This is a genomic window from Methanogenium organophilum, from assembly GCF_026684035.1.
GTDB classification, from domain to species: domain Archaea; phylum Halobacteriota; class Methanomicrobia; order Methanomicrobiales; family Methanomicrobiaceae; genus Methanogenium; species Methanogenium organophilum.
The window spans coordinates 861,717-883,016 of record NZ_CP113361.1 but is presented as its reverse complement, the minus strand read 5'-3'; the positions used below and the strand labels follow the sequence as shown (position 1 = coordinate 883,016).

Here is a 21,300-nt window from a genome sequence, read left to right as displayed (position 1 = left end):
CCACCCGGAGGGTGTTTTGCCGATGAAAAAAGAATATCCGTTCCCCATGACTTATGTAAATGTACCTTCCAAAAGTATATGGACGGACTGTATTTCTCTAAACGGTGAATGATGAGAGCCACATTTTGCTTTCTCATCTAAATGTACAAACTTGACGGTATCATCGCTGTTTGCTATGAAGCGGTGGTTCCTTCGTACAGGACAGTGGCTGAAACAATTGTTTCATGCTCGTTTTAGAAAGAGGTATGGGTCTGAAGGGTGTCAGTAATGCTGTCAATAGAGCAGTGAATCATTCACCTGCTTGTCCTATTTGGTGGCAGAGATTCATGCCCGGGTTCCCTTCAGACCTTTGTCCGTCCCCGGGTCTATTCTCCTCTGTTTCATTTGGGGGGTGTTGTTGAAGAGGTGAACAACGTTCCAATTGTCCTGCCACCATGTTGGGGGGGGTTTGGCGACAGAACGGAAATTACTGAATGTTGTCCTTATATGTGTTTGGATGGATCATCGACTCACGGTGAGACTGGATCATACCTCTTCCCTGCGTCATTTGGACATGACTCTGCCATCTTCTTTGTTACATTTCAAACGTATTTAACATTTCGTTCGTGTGCAAGGCAAAGCTGATATGCAAAAGGGTTTGGCAAAAAAAGAATTTGATATAGGAAAAAGAATACTGTCTTGTATGTCGCTTTCTGAAGAAAATTACCCGAATTTCTCATTTTTTGGGGGTACCCGCCATGGTTTCCGGTGAAAATACGGGGATGTCACTTGAAGATGTCCTCATTTTGACGGGAGAAATGGAACATATGGAGGAGCTAATACGACTCTCTGCACGTGATAAGTCTGGATTTAGCCCACAGGAGATGCTTGATTCCGTGATCCATCCAATGCTAGATGAACTGGAAATGTATATAAAAAATGAGGCATCGGTTCCGCAGGATGTGGGGCGCCTGAAAGCACTGGTTCATCAGTGGATAACATCCCGGATGGATTGCTTATTATAAATTTTTCTGTGGATAACTGCTCTTTTGTGCATAAATTCGTGAATTATCTTCTGAATGGCTTTGTAATTGTGATTTAAACCTATTCCTGTGTGCAATTTTGAAACGAGGTTTATTTAATATATATTCTGCCTGGTGCGCGTCCGTTTCTGAGATAGGTTTATATGGTATCGTGGGGCATTGACGCACATCCTCAAAGGGGTGAAGAAATGGAGAATATCTACAAGAAAATGGTTGACGAGGCCATGGGGGCCCAGTGGGCCGACGTCAATGTCCTGAAAGAGAAAAGAGGGACAGAATTCCATGTGACAGACGGGAAACCGTATGTCGATGCTGTAAACAAGATGACTGTTGGGGACGGGCAGTCGAAGGCCGTCATTGATCTCCACGTACAGTCGGTGAATGCCCACTATGATTCGCTGACCGCTCTCACAAACTATGTGAGGCCTGAGGACGACCCGTTTGTCGAGCACTACCAGACACCGGTGATCCTTGAGGTCCTCTGTGATCAGGACGAAAAATTCCACAAGAGTGTGGAGACGTTCATTGCAAAGATTGGCGACATGAACGCAATGGTTGGTCTTGAGTCCGCCCGCCGGTATGCCGGGTTCTATGGCCCTACCTGTGTGGTCGACTTTGCGATGATCCCCGGTTCCACCAGTAATGTGGTGAACCAGATCCTCAAGAAAACAGACATCCCGGAAGACCACAAAAAGACCCTTCTTGCGGCCAAGTCCTGGGGTATGAACACCTCATATGGTGTGGGAGAGGTCTTTGCACAGTCTGTAGAAGGCGGTGACACCCTTGCTGCAGCAGTTGAGAAGGAGATTGCCCAGTTAAAGGGCATTTATGAAAATCCGGTCGAGGCACAGGCCAAACTGATGGACAGCCTTGGCATGGACTCATTTGACCCGCGGAAATACATGGCGGAATACCGCAAAAAGATGGAGCCTGTGGTGAAAGCAGCAGTGGAGGACGGTGTGCACTATGCAAACATCGTTACAATTCCTGCCTACTGTGTGGGTGACATTGCTCACCATATCGCCCAGTCCACGTTCAACATGTGCAAGGATGATATGGTGATGGGCATTATCGAGGCGGTAACGCAGGTAATGGATAATTCCCTGCGTGCCGCCATCCCGAAGTTCAAGAGTCCTGGTCAGGTCCTCGCGCTTGCCACCGGGAGCGGTGCCGCCGCAGCGGAGTGCCTGCTTGAAATGGACGGATTTAGCGGACCCTCAGTCGTTGAGTTCCTGACCCGCCGGTTCCACAACTATGTACAGCTCTACCCGACACGCGGGGCAGCAGCAGAGCTGCACAACTGTGACTTCATGGACATGGTCTACCGTGGCTGGGGTATCATAGACCGGGCACGGAAGATGAAGGCAGGAACTGACGCTGACTTAAAGCCGAATATCAGCGGCCTCCCGATTGACCTCGGGCCGCTCATGTCTCATGATGTGATCAACAATCCACAGCGGTATGTCTATCCGGCCTGTGCCATCACAGTGCGGTTTGCCGCGATGATGAGCCTTGCTGATTACCCGTGTCTGCTCACGTCAGAACCGGTCACGGCAACGATGATGACCAATGTCATCGCCCTCGACAAGGCGACACCGGCAGCACCGGTTCGTGCATGCAAGAACTGTGCCTCGGCCTCGCTCGTTGACTTCCGGCACCAGTACTGCGAGTACCGAGAGGCGGTGTGAGGGTTTCTTCCCCTTACATCCTGTTCCCGGAACCGGATGGGGCCGGAGAGGTGGTATGAATGAAGTGTTACATATGTGCAAGAGAGGGCAGAGATTCCGACGCTGTTGCCGTCTGTATCGTCTGCGGGATGGGTCTCTGCATGGATCATGCAATCCGTGAGGAGAATGATGTCTGGGAGGGTGGATATCCGTTCCCGGCAAAAAAGGTCAAACAGCGCCTCCCGCGTATCCTCTGTCCGGAATGCTCTGTTGCAATGAAAGGAGATTCGTGATATGGCATCTCTGATGAGGCGTTCCGTTGCTGAACTCGTGGGCACGATGCTCCTGGTCTACTTTGGACCTGGTGCTGCAGCCCTGCTTCTGATGATTGCTGCACGGGAGTCGGGTCCCTTGCAGTCCCTGACAATCGGTTCGCTGGGCGGTCTTGCGGACTGGCTTGCAATCGGTCTGGCCTTTGCGATTGTGATCGCTGTGGTGATCTACGCCCTTGGCCGGGTGTCGGGAGCTCATATCAACCCGGCGGTAACAATAGCCCTTTTTGCCTCAAAGCGGTTCCCGGCAACCGACACGGTGGCATATATCATTGCCCAGATGGTGGGTGCCGTTATCGGGAGTATCCTCTTCTACCTCTCGGCAGGACTGGATGCGGTCACGATTGGCGGGCTCGGGGCAACCGCACCGGCGGCAGGGGTAACGTTCGGGATGGCGGTCCTTGCAGAGACCATCGGCACTTTTGTCCTGATGCTGATCATCATGGGTGTTGCGGTGGACGAGAAGGCACCGCCTGGTTTTGCCGGGCTGATCATCGGTCTTACGGTGGGTGGTATCATCACCACCATTGGTGGTTTGACCGGCTCTTCCCTGAATCCGGCCCGTAGTTTTGGGCCAATGGTGGGTGATCTTCTCCTTGGAGGACCGGATGTGCTGGCGGCGTTCCCCATCTATATCATCGGCCCCATTCTGGGGGCACTCATTGCTGTCTTCTTCTACGACTGGATCGTAAAAGAGGACTAAATTATTATTTTTAAAACCTCGGGGCGTAGGGTTCAGGCTCTCTTCGGATGGAACCGTATTATGCTATTTTCAGAGAAAAATGGGGAGTATTACTGGTGTTCCCGTTGTTCTGCAGAGTATCTCATCAGCCAGGTAATCCCTTCTGCTGATGGATGCACTTCCATAAACGGCTCCATCGCATCGACAGGTATTCCCTCATTGATCAGGTATGCAAGGTAACCTGCGCCGGACGATGACTGCGGTGCCGCCTCATAGAATCCGGTCATCCTGCCGGTCTCTTTTTCGGTCATAAGAAGTGATCTGCCGGTATTGCGATCCGGGACGAGCCAGAAGGAGCCAGGTCCTGCCGGTGACGGGATCATGATGCCGTTTCCTTTTGCATCCGGGTGAAGGGCAAACGAATGTTCATGGCGCAGTCTGACGGTCTGCGGGATACAGGCCGGTGCAGGCTTCAGGGGCAGACCGAGGATGGCATCCGCGGCCCGCCGTCCTTCCCGCCGGGCCACCGGGGTGAGGTACGGGGGTCCCGTCACATCACCTGCCGCATAGACGCCGGGAACATTTGTTTCCATTCGGTCATTAATCCGGATTTCACCGTTTGGTCCACAGGAGATGCCGGAGATCCCCTCTGTCCGGGGGGCAAGGCCTGCTGCGATGAGCACAGTGTCACAGGGAATTATATCTTCATCCCCGTTGCACCGGATTTTCACTCCGGTCACACTGTCGGTGCCTTCTATTGCGACAGTCTCTGTCTCCTCACGAATCCGGACACCTCTGAGATCCCGCCGGACACCTTTGACAAGGGTGCCGGGGAAGGGACGGAGAAGCGTGCTCCTTGCCACAATCTCAACGTCTGCTCCGATGGCACAAAATATGTAGGCGTACTCGGCTGCGATAACTCCCCCGCCGATAATCACCATTTTCCGGGGTGTTTTTCTGAGACAGGGAAGGGAATGTGCGGTGTATACTCCTGTGAGTCCGGTTCCCGGGATATCAGGGATGCGGGGCGCTGATCCGGTTGCAATAAGGACTGCTTCTGACAGATATTCCCTGCCGCCTGCAAACACCCGTTTCCCTTCCAAACAGGCGTGTTCCGGAACGACAGTAACGCCTGCCTCCGTTGTCTCGGTGTCAATCACACCCGCAATGGTCTCCTGGATATCTGCCATTTTCTCCTGCAGGCGGGCATAGTCGACACTGGGTGCAGAAGCCGTGATCCCCATCCGGTGGAGATTTTTCACCTCGTCACAGGCCCGTGCCGCATCATTCTGGGCACATATTACCATGCATCCCTCATGCAGACACTGTCCGCCCAGCCCCTCCGGACGGCTGTCAAAAAGGGTGACCTCCTTTCCATGTGCGGCAAGACGCATCGCTGCAATCCGTCCCGCAGGGCCGCCACCGATGACAGTGATCATTTCGGTCTCTCTCCTCTTTTTCCCCGGTTTTTTAGAGAACCTCTACGCCATCGTCCATGGGCATCTCGAGGATATCGCCCGTGAATGCGTTCACCTCTGCAATCCGGTTGCCGCGGACCTGCCATACCGGTACGTAAATGATCTCTGCAGAAATGGTAATATTTTCCGGGTTTGGTGAGAAATCCCGGTCTTCGTAGAAGATGGTGTCTCCCTCACACTGACTAATACGCACTGTCTGGGAGAGCTCTTCGACAAGAGTGGAAAGAATTTTCTCTTTTATGTCGTTTTTCGAAAGTTTGGGCGGCAGTATGTCAGCATCGCCGGGAACAGCCTTCATCTCGGTGATTTCGGCGGTGAAGTCACCCTTCAGGCCATTTACCGCACTTACAACGCCGTTCTCTTCGCGTTCAAAACTGATGATATGGGTCTTGTATATCTTCTCTCCGTGGCTCTCTGCCTGATATGCCCAGTAGGGGATGAACCGCAGGGTGGTGGTCCCCTTGACTCCGCAGATGGCCTGTGCCCGTGAACCGGTGATCATCACCGGCAGGTGCGGAATCTCAAGGCCGGGCTCCGGTTCGGGTTCCGGTTCGGCATACGGACGTCCGGCTAGATGCGGAGCCGCGGCTTCTGCAGACGGTGTGAGGGGAAGACTGACGGTATCCCCCCGGATGTACGAGCCGATGGTCGTGGCGACCACTTCAGAGAGTTCCCGTTCATTCCAGACAGTGCAGGACTGCACCTGCACCGGTGGTGTAAATGAGATCAGCAGTTTTTTACAGAGTACAGGCCCGTTTTCAAGGCTGACACGGTATTTAAGGCGGTCAAATTCTTCTATTTGTGCAGTGTCTTCAGAACAAAGGATGACGACACATTCGTCATCGCGGAATGCAGAGAGGTCTATTGCTCCATCGCCATCATCCACTTCATAGGATGCGGCCGAAAATATCCATCGAACAACATCACAGGCCCTTCGGGGAATCATTAAAGGAGAATGTTGGATTTCGGATACAACAAACTTTCCGGTCAGTTGCCGGAATCTGTCTACTGTTTTTCTCCGGAGATTGGGATTTGTCCTTTGACAAATGCCCAGTATCCCGTAAACAGGCTCACAAATCCGGGTGACTCGGAGTAGAGTGCGCTGGGGGTATCGGCCTCCCCGCCGGAAAATGCGATCACCCGCTGCTGGTCGATGATAATGACACAGGGCAGATGCTTCCCGGCCCCGATGTTTTCCGGCTGGTGAATCGTTTCGATAATAAGTTCTTCTGCATTCGGGGGGATATCGTCACGTCGTCTGCCACCTACGGTTGCAATCTCCACCTTTATATCCGGGCCAAGGGCTTTGATTGCCTCCTGCACGGGTTTTGTCAGGGTGGTTCTCCCGCTGATGATGGCGACCTCAGACTCTGCGGTCCGGATAATCTCAATAGCCCGGCTCCCGATATTTTCCGCGCCGTGAATGCTCCAGATGGTTTCCTGCCGTTCGGCGTGGTTCATGCTGGTCCGCTCTTCATAGATTGCAGAGAGTTCCTGCTTCACGGTGGCAGAGTCCTGGGTGATGCGCGCAATGAGACTATCGATGGCTTCTTCAGGGGGAGTTGCTGCAAAGCGTTTCGGTGAGGTAGTGGTAATGTTGACCAGCTGTTTTTTGCTGAGTTTATCGAGAACAGGATAGACTGATGCCCGGGGGACGCCGGAAATCTCATGGATCTCGGTTGCTGTTGCGCCATCGACCTGGAGGAGGGCGATATAGACAAGGCTCTCATATTTTGTCAGGCCGAGGGATTTCAGGTGTTCCTGTATCATTGTGGTGTTTGATGTATTCTTGGCCATTGGCATAGGAATATATAATGAGAGTGTAGATAAATGTTGTTACAAATACAACAACAGTGATATTATGAATTTTTCACGCACTGCAATACTGGGAATCGCCCTCCTCGTGTGCCTCTGTGCACCCGTGATGGCAGCAGAGAAAGTGATCTCCGGACCACCGGATCTGCGTATCAGCATCGAGGGGAGCAACGAGTTCTATCCTGACACCATGGTAACCATACCGGTGAAGGTGGAGAACATCGGCACCATTGATTTCTCCTCACAGAATCCGGAGAATGTAGCCCGCGAAGATCGCCCTAACACCGCCAAGAATGTGGTTGTTACGCTTGAAGCGGGAGATGCGCCGGTTTCCGTGAAGACCGATGCGCAACTTGTTGGTGACATTGCTGGCGGAGCACGCGTGCAGGCACCCTTCGAGGTCAGAATAAATGACGGTGCACCCGCAGGGACATACATCCTTCCGGTTACGCTGGAATACACCTATCTCTACCACGCAACCGAGTTCAGCAATGATGCGCTGACGTATGAATACCGGACGAAAACCGAGACGCTTTCCCTTGAGATTGTCATCAAACCGGATGTGCAGATCACCGTCCTCTCAACAGATGTGGAGGAACTGAATGCCGGAACCGAGGGTTACCTGGCGATCACCGTCGAAAACAGCGGACAGGACACTGGAAAACAGGCAACACTTGTCCTTTCATCTGTCTCCGGAAGCCCGGTCAGCCCGACTGACGGCAGTTATTTCATCGGTGAGTTTGCACCCGGTGAGACCGTAACGGCAAATTTCAAGGTGGCTGCATCAACGGATGCCTCCGGCTCATCCTACCCGATGGATATCGCAGTCTCCTATGAGAGCAGTGAGGGAGATAAGACCACCTCAAAGCCGGTGACCATCGGTATCCCGGTGGGAGAGAAGATCACCTTCGAGGTTGTCTCTGAGGCATATGTGATGTTCCCTTCAGAAACAGGCACGATTGAAGTGGTTTACAAGAACTCCGGCGGTGCCACGGCATACGATGCCACATCCCGTATCAGTGCTGTTGACCCTTTCACGAGCAATGACGACACTGCATACCTTGGTGACCTGGCACCCGGCGAGACGGCCACTGCCTACTATCATGTCAGTGTCTCTGACGATGCCACTATCAAGGAATACGGACTTGACACCGAGATCCGGTACAAGGACTCTCTCAAGAACAGTGTCATCTCAGACCCGATGAAGGCTGAAGTGACCGTTCAGCAGAGAAGTGGCCTCGGGACAATGCTGACAAACCCGATTGTGCTCACCGTGCTGCTCTTCATCATCCTTGGTGCAGGGTACTACCTATATCAACAGAGAAAACAGAAACAACAGTAATGGAACTGTACCGGGACATCGACCTCCCTGACCCACAGATACGAACTATAGGCCAGATGCAACCGGTCCTTGCCGTGGCAGGATGCAACGCATCCGGCCCCCTCTATTTTATGTACCGGAACCTTGCCCGAACGGCAGAGGACCGGGCATGGCTCGCGGCCAACCAGATACGGTTTGATTATACCGTCATCCCTCCGCGGACTCTCTGCGGGGAATTTACAAAGACCAAGGGACATTATCATCCGGCAGCACCGGACGGCACCGGCTATCCGGAACTCTACCAGGTGCTTGCAGGACAGGCAGAATATCTGCTCCAGACCCGAGACTCCTCATATGTTGTTGTCGTGCGGGCGGGACCGGGTGATGTCGTCCTCGTCCCGCCGGGATATGGTCATGTGACCATTAATCCGGCAGACACCGAACTCTGCATGGTCAATCTGGTTTCAGAAGCGTTTGCGAGCGAATATGCGGCGTATGAAGAACAGCAGGGGGCGGCATACTATCACTGCACCGACGGCTGGATGAAGAACCCACAGTATGGCGATGCAGGGGATCTCACCATCCGTGATGCTCCGGAGTTTCCGGAGGAAGGTATCGTCCACGGCCGGGAGATCTATGAGCTCATCGGCGGAGACTCCCTTGGGTTTCTGAATAATCCGGCGGAGTACGCTCATCTCTTTCGTGCATTCTGACCGGTAATATTGCTGAAAATACGTGTTCAGGGATTCTTCAGGAGGTTTGGCGGGTCCATGCGTTTGTGCATGGAGGCCTGCACCTTCCCAAGGATGAGCTCTTCCTGTGCGTTTGATGCCGTCCAGTCATGTGCCTCAAGGGAGGCAAGGGCGCTGTCGATCTCTTTGTAGGCGAACCCAATCTCTGCCTCGTCACTCTGGCCCGGCCAGAGGCCTGCTGAAGGTGGTTTTTCAATGATTGCCGCTGGCACACCCACCTCTTCTGCGAGAGCAAAGACCCGTGTCTTGTAACAGTGCAGAATCGGCTGGATATCGGCTGCATTGTCCCCATGTTTGGTGCAGTAGCCCAGCATGTACTCGGAACGGTTGGACGTCCCGCAGACGAGGTAGTGCAGACGGTTTGCATGATAATAGAGTGTAGTCATGCGGATGCGGGCCATCAGGTTCCCGCTCAGGTATGGTGTCTTCTCAAAATGCTCCATACCTGCAAATGCGCTGAGCATCGGTTCGATGGGTATCGTCAGGAAGGGGATATCAAAGGCGGCACAGAGATCCGCTCCGTCTTTGAGGTCTTCTTCCGGGGTGACGGGGGACGGGAGTGCAATCCCCATCACCCGTTCTCCGCCCACCGCACGGGCGCAAAGGGCTGCTGCAAGAGCAGAGTCTACTCCGCCGCTGATGCCCACGACAAACCCCTTTGCCCCGGATGACCAGAGGGTGTGACGTATCATCTGTTCTATGCGTTCACATTCACAGCCAATTTCACACGTTGTATTCATTTTCATTCTCCTGATGATGTTATACGGATGAAGGTTTTAAGTTCATTCCGGCTGCCTATGACGATGACCTCATCCCCTTCCATGAGTATCTGGCTCTTTTCCGGGTGTATCACATATTTATGGCGGCCGCGGAATCCGATGACCTTCACACCGGACTGTGTCTCTATCCCATCTACCGTAAGGGGCACTTTATTCATAATATGCTTGGCTGCAATCTCACGCCCCTCTTCACCGGGGAGGTCAAGGATGAGATGGATGAGATCTGCAAGAACGATGTTTGCTGCAAGAATGGCCCCGTGAGTGGGTAGATCGACGACATAATCAGCCCCTGCCCGGTAGAGTTTCTCGACTGATTCCGGTTCGGTTGCAACCGAGAGTACCCGCATCTTCTGGTTGAGGGTCCGTGCCATCAGGGTGCTGAATATATTGACATCATCGTCAGACGTCGCGATGATGCAGACCGAGGCGTGGGTGATGCCTGCTGCGATAAGGTCTGCTTCCGACTCTCCACTACCATGGATGCCGGGGATATCACCTCCCCGCGACTCGATGACAGTCGCATGGATACCGATCTCCTCCAGTTCTCTATACACTGTCCGTCCTATATGGCCGAATCCGACAATGACTGCATAGGCGTCGCCTTTTCCTGGGGCGATGCTCTCGTCGAGAGTGGCATGAACATCTCCTTCAACTCCGTGCACAAAGAGGATCATCGACTTATCGATGACTTCGCTCTCGTCAGGGTACATCACAAAGTCATGCCCCTTCCAGTACGAAACAATCTCAATCGGGTGTTCGTCATTCTGGTTTATATCGCCGACGGTATGGCCGACAAACCGGAATGCCTCAAGAACCGGGAGCATGAATATCTTGCGTTTATCACCATCATCTCCGGATTCTTCGGTTTCTGCAGACTGGAGAGTGCAGTATGGGTTTTCGTCATAGATGGTCTCAAAGAACGGACCGGGAATGGCATAGCGGGCGAGACTCTTTCCGGTCACGTTCTTTGGAGAGAGAATGTACTCTGACCCGGCATACCGGAGGAAGCGGTCCTTGGTGATGTCTTCGACGATGGTGATTATTTTCGCATCGGTCATGGACGTGATGCCTAAAATGATCTTTGCTGCGGTGTGCTCCTCTTCATCGATGATGACATAGTCCGCCTTGGCAATCCAGGCATTCTTCCAGGTCTCATCTTCATTATATTCGCCCCAGATGACCTGTGGGATGTCCCTTTTCATCCGGAGTGCCGCTTTTGCCCGTTCTTCATTTTCTTCAACGAGAATGATGTCATTTTCCGCTATAGAGAGCATGTGGATAAGGGACCGTGTCACCTCGTTGAAGCCGACCACAATGGTGTGACCGTCCGGCCGTATTGTTGTCCGCCGTGGCGGGCCTGCCCGGAAGGCACGTTCCAGATATGGGCCGAGAAGGGCCGGGATGATAAAAAGAACCGTGGTCACGCCGCACACGATGATGATGATGACAAGCAGATGCGTAAAGTCACTTTCAATCGGGAAGGTAAGCCCATACCCTACGGTTGAGATGGTCATGACCACGAAGTAGAGGGACTCCAACGGGGTGAGTGTGTAGCCTTCGAATAATGGGATCAGGAGGTAGATGAGAAGTGCATAGATGATTATCTGAGCGACAAGGGCACTCACGTAGATGCGCAGGCGCTTTTGCGGGACTGCCCCCTGCATGATATGCCGCAGCCTCTCAGGGGGTTTCATCGGCTTTTACCTCCTGCAACTTCATCAAGAACCGCACAGGTCCGGCAGGTGCCGAATGCCGGTTCGCCGCATCGCGGGCACATTTCAGGCGTCACAGCGGGTCCTGCGCCCAGACCCTGCAGTTCTTCTCCCAGGGTCCGGACCGCAAATTTGGTGGACGGGTGCAGCCAGGTATATTCGTTCAGGAGCCGTCGCACATCCCCCCGGAGGGCGTTATGGGCATAGGGGCAGCCATGGTCTGCAAGCGGGCCGACATGCAGGTGGGCGTAGAGGGCGACTTCACGTTCCGGGATGACAGCGAAGGGTCGGATCCGGGGGATCATTCCCGGATTTTCCCGTTGCGGCATCGTGAGGCGTTCGGCGTCGCCCCGGAGGACGTTCATCATCACCGACTGTGCTTCATCATCGAGGTTGAACCCGAATGCTAGTTTCGTGCATCCGGCTTCCCTCGCGATGCGGTTTACCACCCGGCGGCGCAACACCCCGCAGAAGGAGCATGAGCGCCGGTCATCTCCCTGGCCCGCCACGATGCCGTCCAGGGTGATGCCATATTCCTCTGCAAAGGATGCCGTATGCCACGGGACATCGTAGCGGCGGATAATTTCTTCCGTCTCTGTGAGGTCACGGTATCCTGCGATCCCCTCGTCGATGGTGATTGCATGGATCTCTATATCCGGACGATGACCGAAGGTTTTGATGAGAAAATGCAGGAGGGAGGTGGAATCCTTCCCCCCGGAGAGGGCCACACCTATCGTATCGCCGTGTTCTATCCACCGGTGTCTCCTGATCTCCCGTTTTACCCGGGACTCCACGCTCTCTGTGAAATGTTCGGCGCAGAGATGCATTCCTGAATACCGTTGGTAGATGACCGCCTCCCGGCGGCATTTTGAGCAATTCATGTGGACGTCAATCAAAGATATATCATCTCTCATGTTAAACCCATACTACAATAATGCCACTCTGTGCAGATGATGTGCGTGACCTTCACCGCTTTGAGATAAAGATCCTGCTCTCCCTGGAACGCCTGATGAAACGCTACCGCTGGGTACCGGAGGATGTGCTACGCCACCAGACAAAGCTCTCCGAGTCTGAACTGCACTATCGCCTCGGGCACCTGATGGAGCGGGATATGGTGAAGAGCAGTTCCGTACCCTACAAGGGATACCAGATGGTCTTCACCGGGTTTGATGCCCTTGCCCTGCACGGTGCGGTGCGCAAAGGCTCGGTATCCTCCCTCGGATGCCTCCTTGGCGTCGGAAAAGAGGCGGCGGTATACGAGGCGATGGGGATGGGTGTCGTTGCCCTGAAGTTCCATCGGATTGGTCAGCAGTCGTTCCAGACGGTTCGGCGATCGCGGACCTATATGCCGCAGTACAAACATTTCCCGTGGATCTTTGCCTCCACGTACTCGGCCCGGCAGGAGTATGACGCCCTCACCGCCCTGCACGCAGATGTATCGGTGCCGGTGCCGGTGGACATCAACCGCAATCTGGTGGTGATGACGTTCATCCACGGGGTGCCCATTGTCCAGGCGACCCTGGAGAATCCGGATGATGTATTTGCATCAGTGGTGGAGAATGTGGCGAAAGCCTACCACCTTGGCTATATACACGGCGATCTCTCTGAATTCAATATTATGGTGGACGGGAAGGATGTCTGGCTGATTGACTGGCCGCAGTGGATTGACCCCACACACCCGACCGCAGAGGAGACCCTGCTGCGTGACATCACCAATCTGTGTACATACTTTTCCCGGAAATACCGGGTCGATGCGTCGGTGGAGGAGACGCTTGCGCAGGTGGTCGGGTGAAGGTATTTGGGATCGATATCATTCATGGTTCGGTTCGATCGCGGGGTGAGCGACCCCGCTTTGCCCTTGTCATCCGTGATGATGGCGAGGAGCGCGAGACCACCGAGGTCTCTGTATTCCGTCTGCTTCGCCTGATTGCACGCGAGGAGCCCGATATTCTTGCAGTCGACTCGGTGCAGGAGATTGCCCGCGACCAGAAAGCCCTTTTTTCGTTTTTACAGTCTCTGCCGCCCCGGACGATGCTCGTGCAGTCCACCGGAGGGGAGAAACAGGAGTCCCTGCCGCGGGTGGCTGCCCGCTACAATCTGAAATTCAACCGGTTTGACCCGTTTGCCGAGGCACGGGCGTCTGCTGTTGTCGCTGAACTCGGTGGCGGTGCGGAAGTGGTGGCCTTCGAGAATACGACTGATGTCACTGTCTCCCGTGGCCGCTCACTCGGGAAAGGAGGGTGGAGCCAGAACCGGTATGCCCGCAAGGTGCATGGTGCGGTGCGGCAGACAGCCCGCGAGGTCGAGGAGACCCTGCGGGAACAGGGCCTTTCGTATATCACCGAGGAGGTGAAGGCGTTCGGTGGTCTCGGGCGGGTGCATTTTGTTGTGTCCTCCCCGCGTGAGGACGTGCCGGTCAGAAATGTCCGCTCCGCCGATGTACAGGTGAAGGTGGCGGGCCGCCGGCTTGACCGTATCCGTTACCGGACACGGGGCGGCGGGCAACGCTATCTCTTTGTGGGGATAGATCCGGGGACGACGGTGGGTATTGCGGCGGTCACGCTGGATGGCGAACCGGTGCTCGTGAAGAGCTCACGGACGATGGCAATGCCGGATGTGATTGAGGCGCTCTATACTGCGGGCCGGCCGCTCGTGGTGGCGACCGATGTTCACCCAATGCCGGCTTCGGTGGAGCGGATCCGGCGTGCCTTCTCAGCGGTGGCCTACACCCCGAAGGCAGACCGGACGGTGGAGGAGAAAAAAGCCCTCTGCGGTGATATTCCCTACGGAAATGATCATGAACGCGATTCTCTCTCGGCCGCAATGGATGCGTTCCGTGCCTATCAGCCGAAGTTCCGGAATGTCACAAAACGGGTGCCCGCAGGCCATGACATGGATGAGGTGCGGGCGGGTGTTGTCCGGGGCCTCTCATTAGAGCAGATCCTCGGAAAAAAGGTACCGTCCCCTGTTGAGGAGGAAGAGGGGGAGGAAGTTCCTGCCCCCGGTCCGCGGGACGACCGGCTCCTTCAGCTTGACGGCATGGTGAAGTCCCTGCGGGGGCATGTCGCAGACCTGCAGGCGGAGGGGGAAGCAAAGGATCTGGAGATTGCCCGCCTGAATGCTCTTATGGAGAGGGAACGGGGCAAAGAAAGCCGGTCTCTCCGGAAGGATGCCGAGGTCGCAAAGCTTGATACGATCATTGCGAACCAGAAGAAGAAGCTCCGGCGTGAGGAACGCAGAACAAAGAAACTGAGAAAACAGGTGGACCGCCTTCGCAGGCTGGCAACGAGCCAGACGGGTGATGACCGTCTGCTGGTAAAGGCAACAGAGTCTCTCTCCCGTGATGCGATTCGTCAGGTGGATGCCGATTTCGGGATTGCGGAAGGTGACATCATCACGGTGAAGACGACCGCAGGATGGGGAACGACGGTGCTTGATACGCTGGCGGAGATGCGGATTCGTGCCCTTGTCGGCGATGGTGACGAGCGGCTGAAAGACGCCTGCCTTGAGCGAGGTATTGTTTTACTTCACCCAAAGGCGATTGGTCTTGAGGTCCGCGGCCCGGTGGGGAGTGCGGACGCCTCCCGGTTTGCGGCAGCAGAGGAGGCGTGGCAGAAAGAGATCGCCCGCTATGAACAGGGGAAGAAGTCAGAGATGATTGAGTCAATTTTCCGGGAGTACCGGACGGAGAGGGAACGTGAGGTGAAGCGGGATGGATGACCGGGCGCTCGTTAAAGCGATTCGGGCGATCATCGGGTCGGATGCGACAGACGATGACTGTGCGGTCATCGAAGATGGCGAGAATTATCTCGTGATGTCAACCGATATGCTCCATGAGACGACCGATTTCCCGAAAGGGATAACGGATTATGAGTGCGGCTGGATGGCTGCCGCGGTCACGCTCTCGGATGTGGCGTCGATGGGGGCGGCCCCCATTGCCCTTCTCTTAGCAGTGGGTGTGGACCGTGCAGAGCGGGTGGAGGAGATCACCCGTGGTGCGGATGCGTGCTGCCGTGCATACGGATGCCGATTGATGGGCGGCGACATGGACGCCCATTCCGAGTGCACGCTTGTCTCAAGCGGTCTCGGGCGGGTCTCCCGTGACGGTCTGGTGCGGCGGCGAGGGGCACAGCCCGGAGATGTCGTTGCCATCACCGGCATTCCCGGCCGGGCACAGGCCGGGCTGGACGGGTATCCCGAGTACTGGAAGGCCCTCATTACGCCCCGGCCGGGTGTCTTTGAGGGGCAGGCCCTCGGGCGTGCCGGAGCGACGGCGATGATGGATGTCTCTGATGGCCTTTCCATATCCCTGCATGACCTCGCGGAGGCATCCGGGGTGCGGATGGATGTGGATGAGGCGGCGATTCCCCGGCCTGGTGGCGTTCCGGCTGAGGATGCGGCTCGTTACGCCCTCTTCGGCGGCGGCGATTTTGGATTGCTCTTCACCTGTCCGGAGGATGTGTTCCCGGTTGCAGGGGTGGATGCCACCTGCATCGGGCGGGTTGCAGAAGGGGAAGGGGTGTATCTGGACGGCGAGCCGCTTGCGAAGGCGGGGTATGCGCATTACTGGGAGTGAGGTGAGGTAAGAAAAACGAATATTAGGATCTTACTGTTTTCATAAATTCACTCTGGTTCCGTTGTACAGATAATGCTGCTTCAATTCGTGGGATCAGTATGACCTGTTCCTGAAACATTAGGAGGGTCTCATCCGGATGCTGGTGTCAGTGAAAATGTTTGTGGCACCGTATCTCTTTCCTGTTTCATCCATGACGGGGAAGAACCAGATGTCATATTCGTTTTCTGTCTCACATTTCTGTACAGTGTGGTATTCCTCCCAGTCAAGGACGCTTACATTATAATGCAGGCCCTGTTTTGCCTTCACCAGCATGTGGGCGAGAAGTTCTCCCGACGTTTTTCCCGTGTCCGGCTTTTTTTCCTCATCTCCGTTCAAATTCCTTCTGATACAAAAAATTTGGTAAAAATATGGTATTTCATAGAATTCATAAGACCGGGGAGTATGTTTTTTCAAAATAAACTGCAATAATTGAGGGATATACTGTTTTTTGAGGGCATTCACGTATTTTTTTGGTACGATTGTTTAAATATGGTGATGGAGGTATATGCAGCGTGACTCTGCAGATCAAATAGGCATGAACCATTGTTCAACGATCCGCAGCAGTCAGTAATACGGCATCATTCGGGTGATGGATTGAAGATGTATTGTGTTCGGTCTGACAGGAACTGCATATACGATAATATCCGGGTCCTTGCCATGTTCCCGGCCCTTTCGGTGATAGCTGACTATACTCTGACGTTTGTGTTTGCGCATGGTCTGGACGAAATTCTCAGGTATGAGTTTTCGCCGATCGCACGGACAGCTGCGGTGTACGGCTTCGTACCACTGGTGGTGGTGGGCATTGCTGTGTCCTATTATCTCCTCTCGTACCTGGCCCTGCGGACACTGTGCGGCACCTGTGTCTATCCCTTTACCGTTGCCCTTTTGGCTGTCGTCTCGATAACTCATGTAATGGGCGGATTTTCCTGGTTGGTGCGGGTCCCCTTCTATTCAAATATGGTACATGGTCTCTCCATCATGGCGGCCGTCCTCGCGATGGTGGGAATTATCTGGGGAGTATACCGCTGCCCTCAGCATCTTATATGAATGTGGTACTGGTCAGCGTGATATTACGGCTGAACGTCCCGTTCTGGTATTTTTTCCCATTTTTTAGGCTCCAGCGCCGGGAAGGTTGGTTGCAGGGTCAATGATTGTGGTGCGGAGATCCGCATCAGATTAAAGAGATACGATTCTTTGAATATGTCTGGTATGAGTTGTATGTGTATTTTGGAGATGTTTGTCCTGTATTGTTTTTGGCTTTTTATCAGAACACTCGTTCAGGCTGTTCCATCTAAATAACCTTTGCAGTAATCTCCTTTTTCCGGAATCGGTGTAACCTACGAAATCCGGACCTGATGATACAGGTATCCGGGTGGCTGGGATTTATCACTTCCAAAAAACAACTCTCAAATATCCCCGGAAACAACCGTTTGATACGAAAATCGGAGCCCCCCCATGGAAATTCCTACAGAGGTAACAAACCAGAAATTACTGCTTTTTGCAATATCCATCGCTGCGTTTATGAGCGCACTGGACAGTTCTATCGTCAATATCGCCCTGCCGACTATCTCCACCTCATTTGATGTTTCAACGGGACTCGTATCCTGGGTTTCGACCATGTACCTGCTGGTACTCACCAGCTGTCTGATGATCTTCGGGAAACTTTCAGACCGGATCGGGTTTCGCCGGATTTTTCTGTCTGGTTTTCTGGTCTTTGCGGCAGGTTCACTGTTCTGTGCTCTCTCCCCGTCATTTCTCACGCTGGTCGGTTCCCGTGCCCTCCAGGCAGTGGGCGGTGCGATGTTAGGCGCTATCAGCATGGCCATGGTTTCGGTCTTTCTGCCGGCTGGTTCGCGTGCAAAGGCCATCGGGTTTGTCGTGACGATGTCGTCTCTCGGTGTTGCCGCAGGACCGTTTCTGGGCGGGATTCTCACGGAAATGCTCTCCTGGCACTGGATCTTTTTAATCAACGTTCCGGTGGGCATCCTCGCCTGTCTCCTCGGTGCGGCGGTCATCCCCTCCCTGCCTGCCCGTGAGACGACAGTAAAGTTTGACTGGCAGGGGGCGCTGTTTCTCTTTATCACGCTCGCATCCCTCATCTATGCCCTGAACCTTGGTGTGGCCCTTGGGTTCACCTCCCCGCCGATTATCACGGCAGGCGTCATTTTTATCGTGGGTGTGTTCCTCTTCATTCGGCGGGAGCGTTGTGCACCCGATCCCCTGCTTGATCTGCAGCTCTACCGGAGGCGTGACTTCCTCTTCGCCAACCTCGGTGCTCTCCTGATGATGTTTGCCTACTGTGGATCAAATTTCCTGCTCCCCTTCTTCCTCGAGTACGTGCAGGGGATGTCAACGATGGTCGCCGGTATCTTCCTGACGGTGCCCTCTGTTACCCTGATGCTTGGCGGGACTGCATCCGGTGCCCTCTACCACCGGTTTGGCCCCCGTAAACTCTGTGTTGGCGCGTCGGCCATTTATCTGGTATCTTTCCTCCTGCTCTCTACCTTTGGAGTGGCAACCTCAACGGTGGTTATTGTCCTCACTCTTGCCCTGCTGGGGTTCGGCCTCGGCTTTTACTACTCCCCCAACACGAGCGAAATTATGTGCCTTGCCCCGCGGGAGAAACAGGGTATGGTCTCCAGTCTCGCCACCACAGAGCGCAATGCCGGGGCCACCGTGGGCATTGTTATCTTTGAACTGGCCCTCATACAGTCCCTTATCAGCATTACCAATCTCGAAGGACTGACCGAAGGGGCGCTTGCCAGCCAGCCGCAGCTTCTGGAAGGCGCTCTGGCCAGTGCGTTTGACATTGCGTTCTTTGTGGGGGCGGTTGTGGCATTCATCGTCATCATTCTCTCATTCTTCACCCCCGACCCGGAAAATGTGGTGGAATGTGAGAATGAAGAGGCCGGGATGATGGTGTAGACATTTTAATTTTTCAGGAAATACCTGCCCCTGCTCTAGGTTTTCCTCCTTCTCCTGTTCGGAATATCGTTCCCCTCTCTCCTCAGACCGGTGAATCTGCCTGAAGACAGCGGCAGTACTGCACCCCCACCATGATGCCGCAGATAACAACACCGAAGATCGTGATCGCGAGGACCATGAGGATGATGGTAGGCTCGGTGAAATTGGCAGTGACGACCAGTAGAGCCGCAGATACATTCCGAAAACCCGTCCCATAGCCAAGAACGGTCCGTTCCTCACGCACCGGGCCGCCTGTCAGGTATCCGATGCCCCATGCACCGATGACGAAGATGACCGCCATCACCACCGCACCGGTGCCGGTGAACGCGTTGAAGAAGTCTCCCAGCCGGGAGAGAAAGGCAATGCCGAAGATAACAAAGATGGCCACAATTGATAGATTTGTGATGGCGTCCATCACCGGGTACACCTTCTTTGCGAACGCTTCATGCCGCATCCGGATGCCGAGGCAGGCGACGAGGGGGATGAGCATGAAAATGATCAGGGTGTATGCGGTTGCAGCCGGATTGACGGCTATCCCCGGCAGGGCAAAGGGGATCACAAGCGGGAGCCAGACGACGGTTGCGACCATAAGAAGCGCCATAAGACCCACAGCATATGCGACATTACCCCGGGTCAGCTCGGCAATCTTCGGAAGGGACGGTGCCCCTGCGGCAAAACTCACGATGATGAGGCCGGTCGCCATCCCTTTTCCCAGTGGGAAGAACAGAAGGAGGAGGTATGCAAAGAGCGGGACCAGGATAAAATTGGCGAGAAGTGATGCCGCAAGCAGCCGCCGGTTCTGAAACGGCAGCAGAATCTCCTTTGGGGTAAGGCTGAGACCAACCGAGGCCATGCCCGCCACCACAAAGACGAAGACCGCAAGATACCCGATATCGAGAAAGGGCGGATTCAGGGCTGGCCCCCCCTCTCAGAAGTCCTGGTTCCCTGACAGCAGATCATCATTTCAGATTATGATCTGTATTTGCCTGATAAAAATCTCTTCTGCAATCCGTGAAAGAAAAGCGATGGACCTGGCGGGATTTGAACCCGCGGCCTCTACGTTGCGAACGTAGCGATCTACCCCTGATCTACAGGCCCATAGGAAAAAATTCCAAAATAGTATTGGTTGGGGGTGAATATCAATCTACAGGATGATCTCGATGTCGAGTTTCTCTGCAAGTTCCTTGTAGCGGTTCCGGATGGTCACTTCCGTGACGCCTGCAACCTCTGCCACTTCCCGCTGGGTCCGGCGTTCGCCGCCCAGAATGGAGGAGATGTAGATAGCCGCTGCGGCGACACCGGTGGGGCCCCGTCCGCTTGTCAGTTCACGCTCGCCAGCCTGCCGGAGAATCTCCACCGCACGGGACTGCACTTCGCCTTTGAGGTTCAGACCGGAGCAGAACCGTGGGACGTAGTCAATCGGTGAAGTCGGGAGCAGTTTTAATCCGAGTTCACGGGAGATGAACCGGTAGGTCCTGCCGATCTCCTTCCGGGAGACACGGGACACTTCCGCAATCTCGTCGAGGGTACGCGGGACACTGCACTGACGGCATGCCGCGTAGAGCGCTGCTGCGGCGACACCCTCAATGGAACGACCGCGGATGAGGTTCTTGTCGACCGCGTCACGATAGACGACTGCCGCTGTCTCGCGGACGTTACGCGGCAGACCAAGGGCGGAAGCCATCCGGTCCAGTTCTGAGAGTGCAAACGCGAGGTTTCTCTCGGTTGCGTTTGAGACACGAATACGACGCTGCCACTTACGCAGCCGGTAGAGCTGTGCACGGTTCTTTGATGAGATCGCACGGCCGTATGAATCACGGTTCCGCCAGTCGATCATCGTGGAGAGACCCTTGTCGTGAATGGTAAAGGTCATCGGTGCACCGACACGGGACCGCTTCATCCTCTGGTCGTGGTCGAATGCACGCCACTCGGGACCGCGGTCAATGACCTCGTCATCAAGGACCAGACCACAGTTCTGACATACCAGTTCAGCACGCTCGTTGTCCTGTATCAGCTGGCGGCTGCCACACTCCGGACAGACTGTTTTGGTTGTCTCCTCTGTCCGTGAGGTGACTGCCTCCTGCTGTTCTGAGGTACGCTTCTTGAGCGCTTCGCGCTGGGACTGAAGTTGTTTTAATTTCTCTATTTCCTGCATAATGTT

Annotated in this window: 20 protein-coding genes and 1 tRNA gene; 11 read left to right on the top strand and 10 right to left on the bottom strand. The window is 54.6% G+C overall.

The features are described 5' to 3' along the window. Positions 1–737: 737 nt before the first annotated feature. The 4 genes from OU421_RS04560 (at position 738) to OU421_RS04545 (ending at position 3,724) form a co-directional block, all read left to right on the top strand. Complete coding sequence (locus OU421_RS04560) at positions 738–1,004, top strand: hypothetical protein (protein WP_268187425.1); 267 nt, start codon at positions 738–740, stop codon at positions 1,002–1,004. 206 nt (positions 1,005–1,210) lie between these two features. Next, a complete protein-coding gene (locus tag OU421_RS04555) occupies positions 1,211–2,710 on the top strand; it encodes a DUF2193 domain-containing protein (RefSeq protein WP_268187424.1) in 1,500 nt (499 codons plus the stop codon). 59 nt (positions 2,711–2,769) lie between these two features. Next, positions 2,770–2,982, top strand: a complete 213-nt coding sequence (locus tag OU421_RS04550; RefSeq protein WP_268187423.1) for a DUF2180 family protein — start codon at positions 2,770–2,772, stop codon at positions 2,980–2,982. Position 2,983: 1 nt separating this feature from the next. Further along, positions 2,984–3,724 (top strand): MIP/aquaporin family protein, encoded by a 741-nt coding sequence (locus OU421_RS04545; protein WP_268187422.1) that lies wholly within the window; start codon positions 2,984–2,986, stop codon positions 3,722–3,724. 89 nt (positions 3,725–3,813) lie between these two features. Here the strand turns inward: OU421_RS04545 and OU421_RS04540 are convergent, their stop codons facing one another. From OU421_RS04540 to OU421_RS04530, 3 genes are read right to left on the bottom strand one after another with little or no spacing between them, the layout of a single operon-like run. Beyond that, positions 3,814–5,142, bottom strand: coding sequence for an FAD-dependent oxidoreductase (locus OU421_RS04540; RefSeq protein ID WP_268187421.1), 1,329 nt, complete (start codon positions 5,140–5,142; stop codon positions 3,814–3,816). 31 nt (positions 5,143–5,173) lie between these two features. Next, positions 5,174–6,127, bottom strand: coding sequence for a hypothetical protein (locus tag OU421_RS04535; protein ID WP_268187420.1), 954 nt, complete (start codon positions 6,125–6,127; stop codon positions 5,174–5,176). Positions 6,128–6,186: 59 nt separating this feature from the next. Next, on the bottom strand, positions 6,187–6,978 hold the full coding sequence (locus OU421_RS04530) for a TrmB family transcriptional regulator (RefSeq protein ID WP_268187419.1): 792 nt from the start codon (positions 6,976–6,978) through the stop codon (positions 6,187–6,189). Positions 6,979–7,042: 64 nt separating this feature from the next. Between OU421_RS04530 and OU421_RS04525 the strand changes: the two genes are divergently transcribed. Both OU421_RS04525 and OU421_RS04520 read left to right on the top strand, forming a co-directional pair. After that, positions 7,043–8,338 carry a COG1361 S-layer family protein gene (locus OU421_RS04525; protein WP_268187418.1) on the top strand — a complete coding sequence of 432 codons (1,296 nt, stop codon included), beginning with the start codon at positions 7,043–7,045 and terminating at the stop codon, positions 8,336–8,338. Continuing rightward, entirely contained in the window at positions 8,338–9,030 is a 693-nt protein-coding gene (locus OU421_RS04520; RefSeq protein ID WP_268187417.1) for a glucose-6-phosphate isomerase family protein, read from the top strand. Before OU421_RS04525 ends, OU421_RS04520 begins: the two co-directional genes overlap by 1 nt. 26 nt (positions 9,031–9,056) lie before the next feature. Here the strand turns inward: OU421_RS04520 and OU421_RS04515 are convergent, their stop codons facing one another. Genes OU421_RS04515 through OU421_RS04505 form a run of 3 tightly spaced genes read right to left on the bottom strand, consistent with a single transcriptional unit; the run spans position 9,057 to position 12,474 of the window. Continuing rightward, on the bottom strand, positions 9,057–9,809 hold the full coding sequence (locus OU421_RS04515) for an NAD+ synthase (RefSeq protein ID WP_268187416.1): 753 nt from the start codon (positions 9,807–9,809) through the stop codon (positions 9,057–9,059). A gap of 2 nt (positions 9,810–9,811) precedes the next feature. Beyond that, the gene (locus OU421_RS04510) at positions 9,812–11,542 is read right to left on the bottom strand and encodes a potassium channel family protein (protein WP_268187415.1); all 1,731 of its coding nucleotides are present in this window, start codon (positions 11,540–11,542) and stop codon (positions 9,812–9,814) included. Continuing rightward, entirely contained in the window at positions 11,539–12,474 is a 936-nt protein-coding gene (locus OU421_RS04505; protein ID WP_268187414.1) for an ATP-binding protein, read from the bottom strand. The genes OU421_RS04510 and OU421_RS04505 overlap by 4 nt, the downstream gene beginning before the upstream one ends. 20 nt (positions 12,475–12,494) lie before the next feature. Here OU421_RS04505 and OU421_RS04500 point away from each other — a divergent pair, with 20 nt between their 5' ends. Genes OU421_RS04500 through thiL form a run of 3 tightly spaced genes read left to right on the top strand, consistent with a single transcriptional unit; the run spans position 12,495 to position 16,136 of the window. Beyond that, positions 12,495–13,352 carry an RIO1 family regulatory kinase/ATPase domain-containing protein gene (locus OU421_RS04500; protein ID WP_268187413.1) on the top strand — a complete coding sequence of 286 codons (858 nt, stop codon included), beginning with the start codon at positions 12,495–12,497 and terminating at the stop codon, positions 13,350–13,352. After that, on the top strand, positions 13,349–15,280 hold the full coding sequence (locus OU421_RS04495) for a DUF460 domain-containing protein (RefSeq protein ID WP_268187412.1): 1,932 nt from the start codon (positions 13,349–13,351) through the stop codon (positions 15,278–15,280). The genes OU421_RS04500 and OU421_RS04495 overlap by 4 nt, the downstream gene beginning before the upstream one ends. Beyond that, positions 15,273–16,136 carry a thiamine-phosphate kinase gene (thiL, locus tag OU421_RS04490; protein WP_268187411.1) on the top strand — a complete coding sequence of 288 codons (864 nt, stop codon included), beginning with the start codon at positions 15,273–15,275 and terminating at the stop codon, positions 16,134–16,136. Before OU421_RS04495 ends, thiL begins: the two co-directional genes overlap by 8 nt. 117 nt (positions 16,137–16,253) lie before the next feature. Here thiL and OU421_RS04485 read toward each other — a convergent pair whose 3' ends face one another. Next, a complete protein-coding gene (locus OU421_RS04485; RefSeq protein WP_268187410.1) occupies positions 16,254–16,637 on the bottom strand; it encodes a hypothetical protein in 384 nt (127 codons plus the stop codon). A gap of 132 nt (positions 16,638–16,769) precedes the next feature. On the opposite strand from OU421_RS04485, the gene OU421_RS04480 reads away from it, so the two are divergent. Together OU421_RS04480 and OU421_RS04475 are read left to right on the top strand one after the other, a co-directional pair. Next, the gene (locus OU421_RS04480) at positions 16,770–17,222 is read left to right on the top strand and encodes a hypothetical protein (RefSeq protein WP_268187409.1); all 453 of its coding nucleotides are present in this window, start codon (positions 16,770–16,772) and stop codon (positions 17,220–17,222) included. Between the two features lie 408 nt (positions 17,223–17,630). After that, entirely contained in the window at positions 17,631–19,100 is a 1,470-nt protein-coding gene (locus OU421_RS04475; protein ID WP_268187408.1) for an MFS transporter, read from the top strand. 82 nt (positions 19,101–19,182) lie between these two features. Here the strand turns inward: OU421_RS04475 and OU421_RS04470 are convergent, their stop codons facing one another. From OU421_RS04470 to OU421_RS04460, 3 genes are all read right to left on the bottom strand, one after another. Beyond that, positions 19,183–19,992 (bottom strand): bile acid:sodium symporter family protein, encoded by an 810-nt coding sequence (locus tag OU421_RS04470; RefSeq protein WP_268187407.1) that lies wholly within the window; start codon positions 19,990–19,992, stop codon positions 19,183–19,185. Positions 19,993–20,165: 173 nt separating this feature from the next. Beyond that, positions 20,166–20,237: transfer RNA gene (locus OU421_RS04465), tRNA-Ala, on the bottom strand. Positions 20,238–20,283: 46 nt separating this feature from the next. Further along, on the bottom strand, positions 20,284–21,294 hold the full coding sequence (locus tag OU421_RS04460) for a transcription initiation factor IIB (RefSeq protein WP_268187406.1): 1,011 nt from the start codon (positions 21,292–21,294) through the stop codon (positions 20,284–20,286). Positions 21,295–21,300 lie beyond the last annotated feature (6 nt).

Excerpts from the sequence above, each read along its gene's own strand:
- OU421_RS04560 (WP_268187425.1), top strand. The coding sequence starts at position 738 with ATGGTTTCCGGTGAAAATACGGGGATGTCACTTGAAGATGTCCTCATT.
- OU421_RS04555 (WP_268187424.1), top strand. The coding sequence starts at position 1,211 with ATGGAGAATATCTACAAGAAAATGGTTGACGAGGCCATGGGGGCCCAG.
- OU421_RS04550 (WP_268187423.1), top strand. The coding sequence starts at position 2,770 with ATGAAGTGTTACATATGTGCAAGAGAGGGCAGAGATTCCGACGCTGTT.
- OU421_RS04545 (WP_268187422.1), top strand. The coding sequence starts at position 2,984 with ATGGCATCTCTGATGAGGCGTTCCGTTGCTGAACTCGTGGGCACGATG.
- OU421_RS04540 (WP_268187421.1), bottom strand. The coding sequence starts at position 5,142 with ATGATCACTGTCATCGGTGGCGGCCCTGCGGGACGGATTGCAGCGATG.
- OU421_RS04535 (WP_268187420.1), bottom strand. The coding sequence starts at position 6,127 with ATGATTCCCCGAAGGGCCTGTGATGTTGTTCGATGGATATTTTCGGCC.
- OU421_RS04530 (WP_268187419.1), bottom strand. The coding sequence starts at position 6,978 with ATGGCCAAGAATACATCAAACACCACAATGATACAGGAACACCTGAAA.
- OU421_RS04525 (WP_268187418.1), top strand. The coding sequence starts at position 7,043 with ATGAATTTTTCACGCACTGCAATACTGGGAATCGCCCTCCTCGTGTGC.
- OU421_RS04520 (WP_268187417.1), top strand. The coding sequence starts at position 8,338 with ATGGAACTGTACCGGGACATCGACCTCCCTGACCCACAGATACGAACT.
- OU421_RS04515 (WP_268187416.1), bottom strand. The coding sequence starts at position 9,809 with ATGAATACAACGTGTGAAATTGGCTGTGAATGTGAACGCATAGAACAG.
- OU421_RS04510 (WP_268187415.1), bottom strand. The coding sequence starts at position 11,542 with ATGAAACCCCCTGAGAGGCTGCGGCATATCATGCAGGGGGCAGTCCCG.
- OU421_RS04505 (WP_268187414.1), bottom strand. The coding sequence starts at position 12,474 with ATGAGAGATGATATATCTTTGATTGACGTCCACATGAATTGCTCAAAA.
- OU421_RS04500 (WP_268187413.1), top strand. The coding sequence starts at position 12,495 with ATGCCACTCTGTGCAGATGATGTGCGTGACCTTCACCGCTTTGAGATA.
- thiL (WP_268187411.1), top strand. The coding sequence starts at position 15,273 with ATGGATGACCGGGCGCTCGTTAAAGCGATTCGGGCGATCATCGGGTCG.
- OU421_RS04475 (WP_268187408.1), top strand. The coding sequence starts at position 17,631 with ATGGAAATTCCTACAGAGGTAACAAACCAGAAATTACTGCTTTTTGCA.
- OU421_RS04470 (WP_268187407.1), bottom strand. The coding sequence starts at position 19,992 with ATGGCCTCGGTTGGTCTCAGCCTTACCCCAAAGGAGATTCTGCTGCCG.
- OU421_RS04460 (WP_268187406.1), bottom strand. The coding sequence starts at position 21,294 with ATGCAGGAAATAGAGAAATTAAAACAACTTCAGTCCCAGCGCGAAGCG.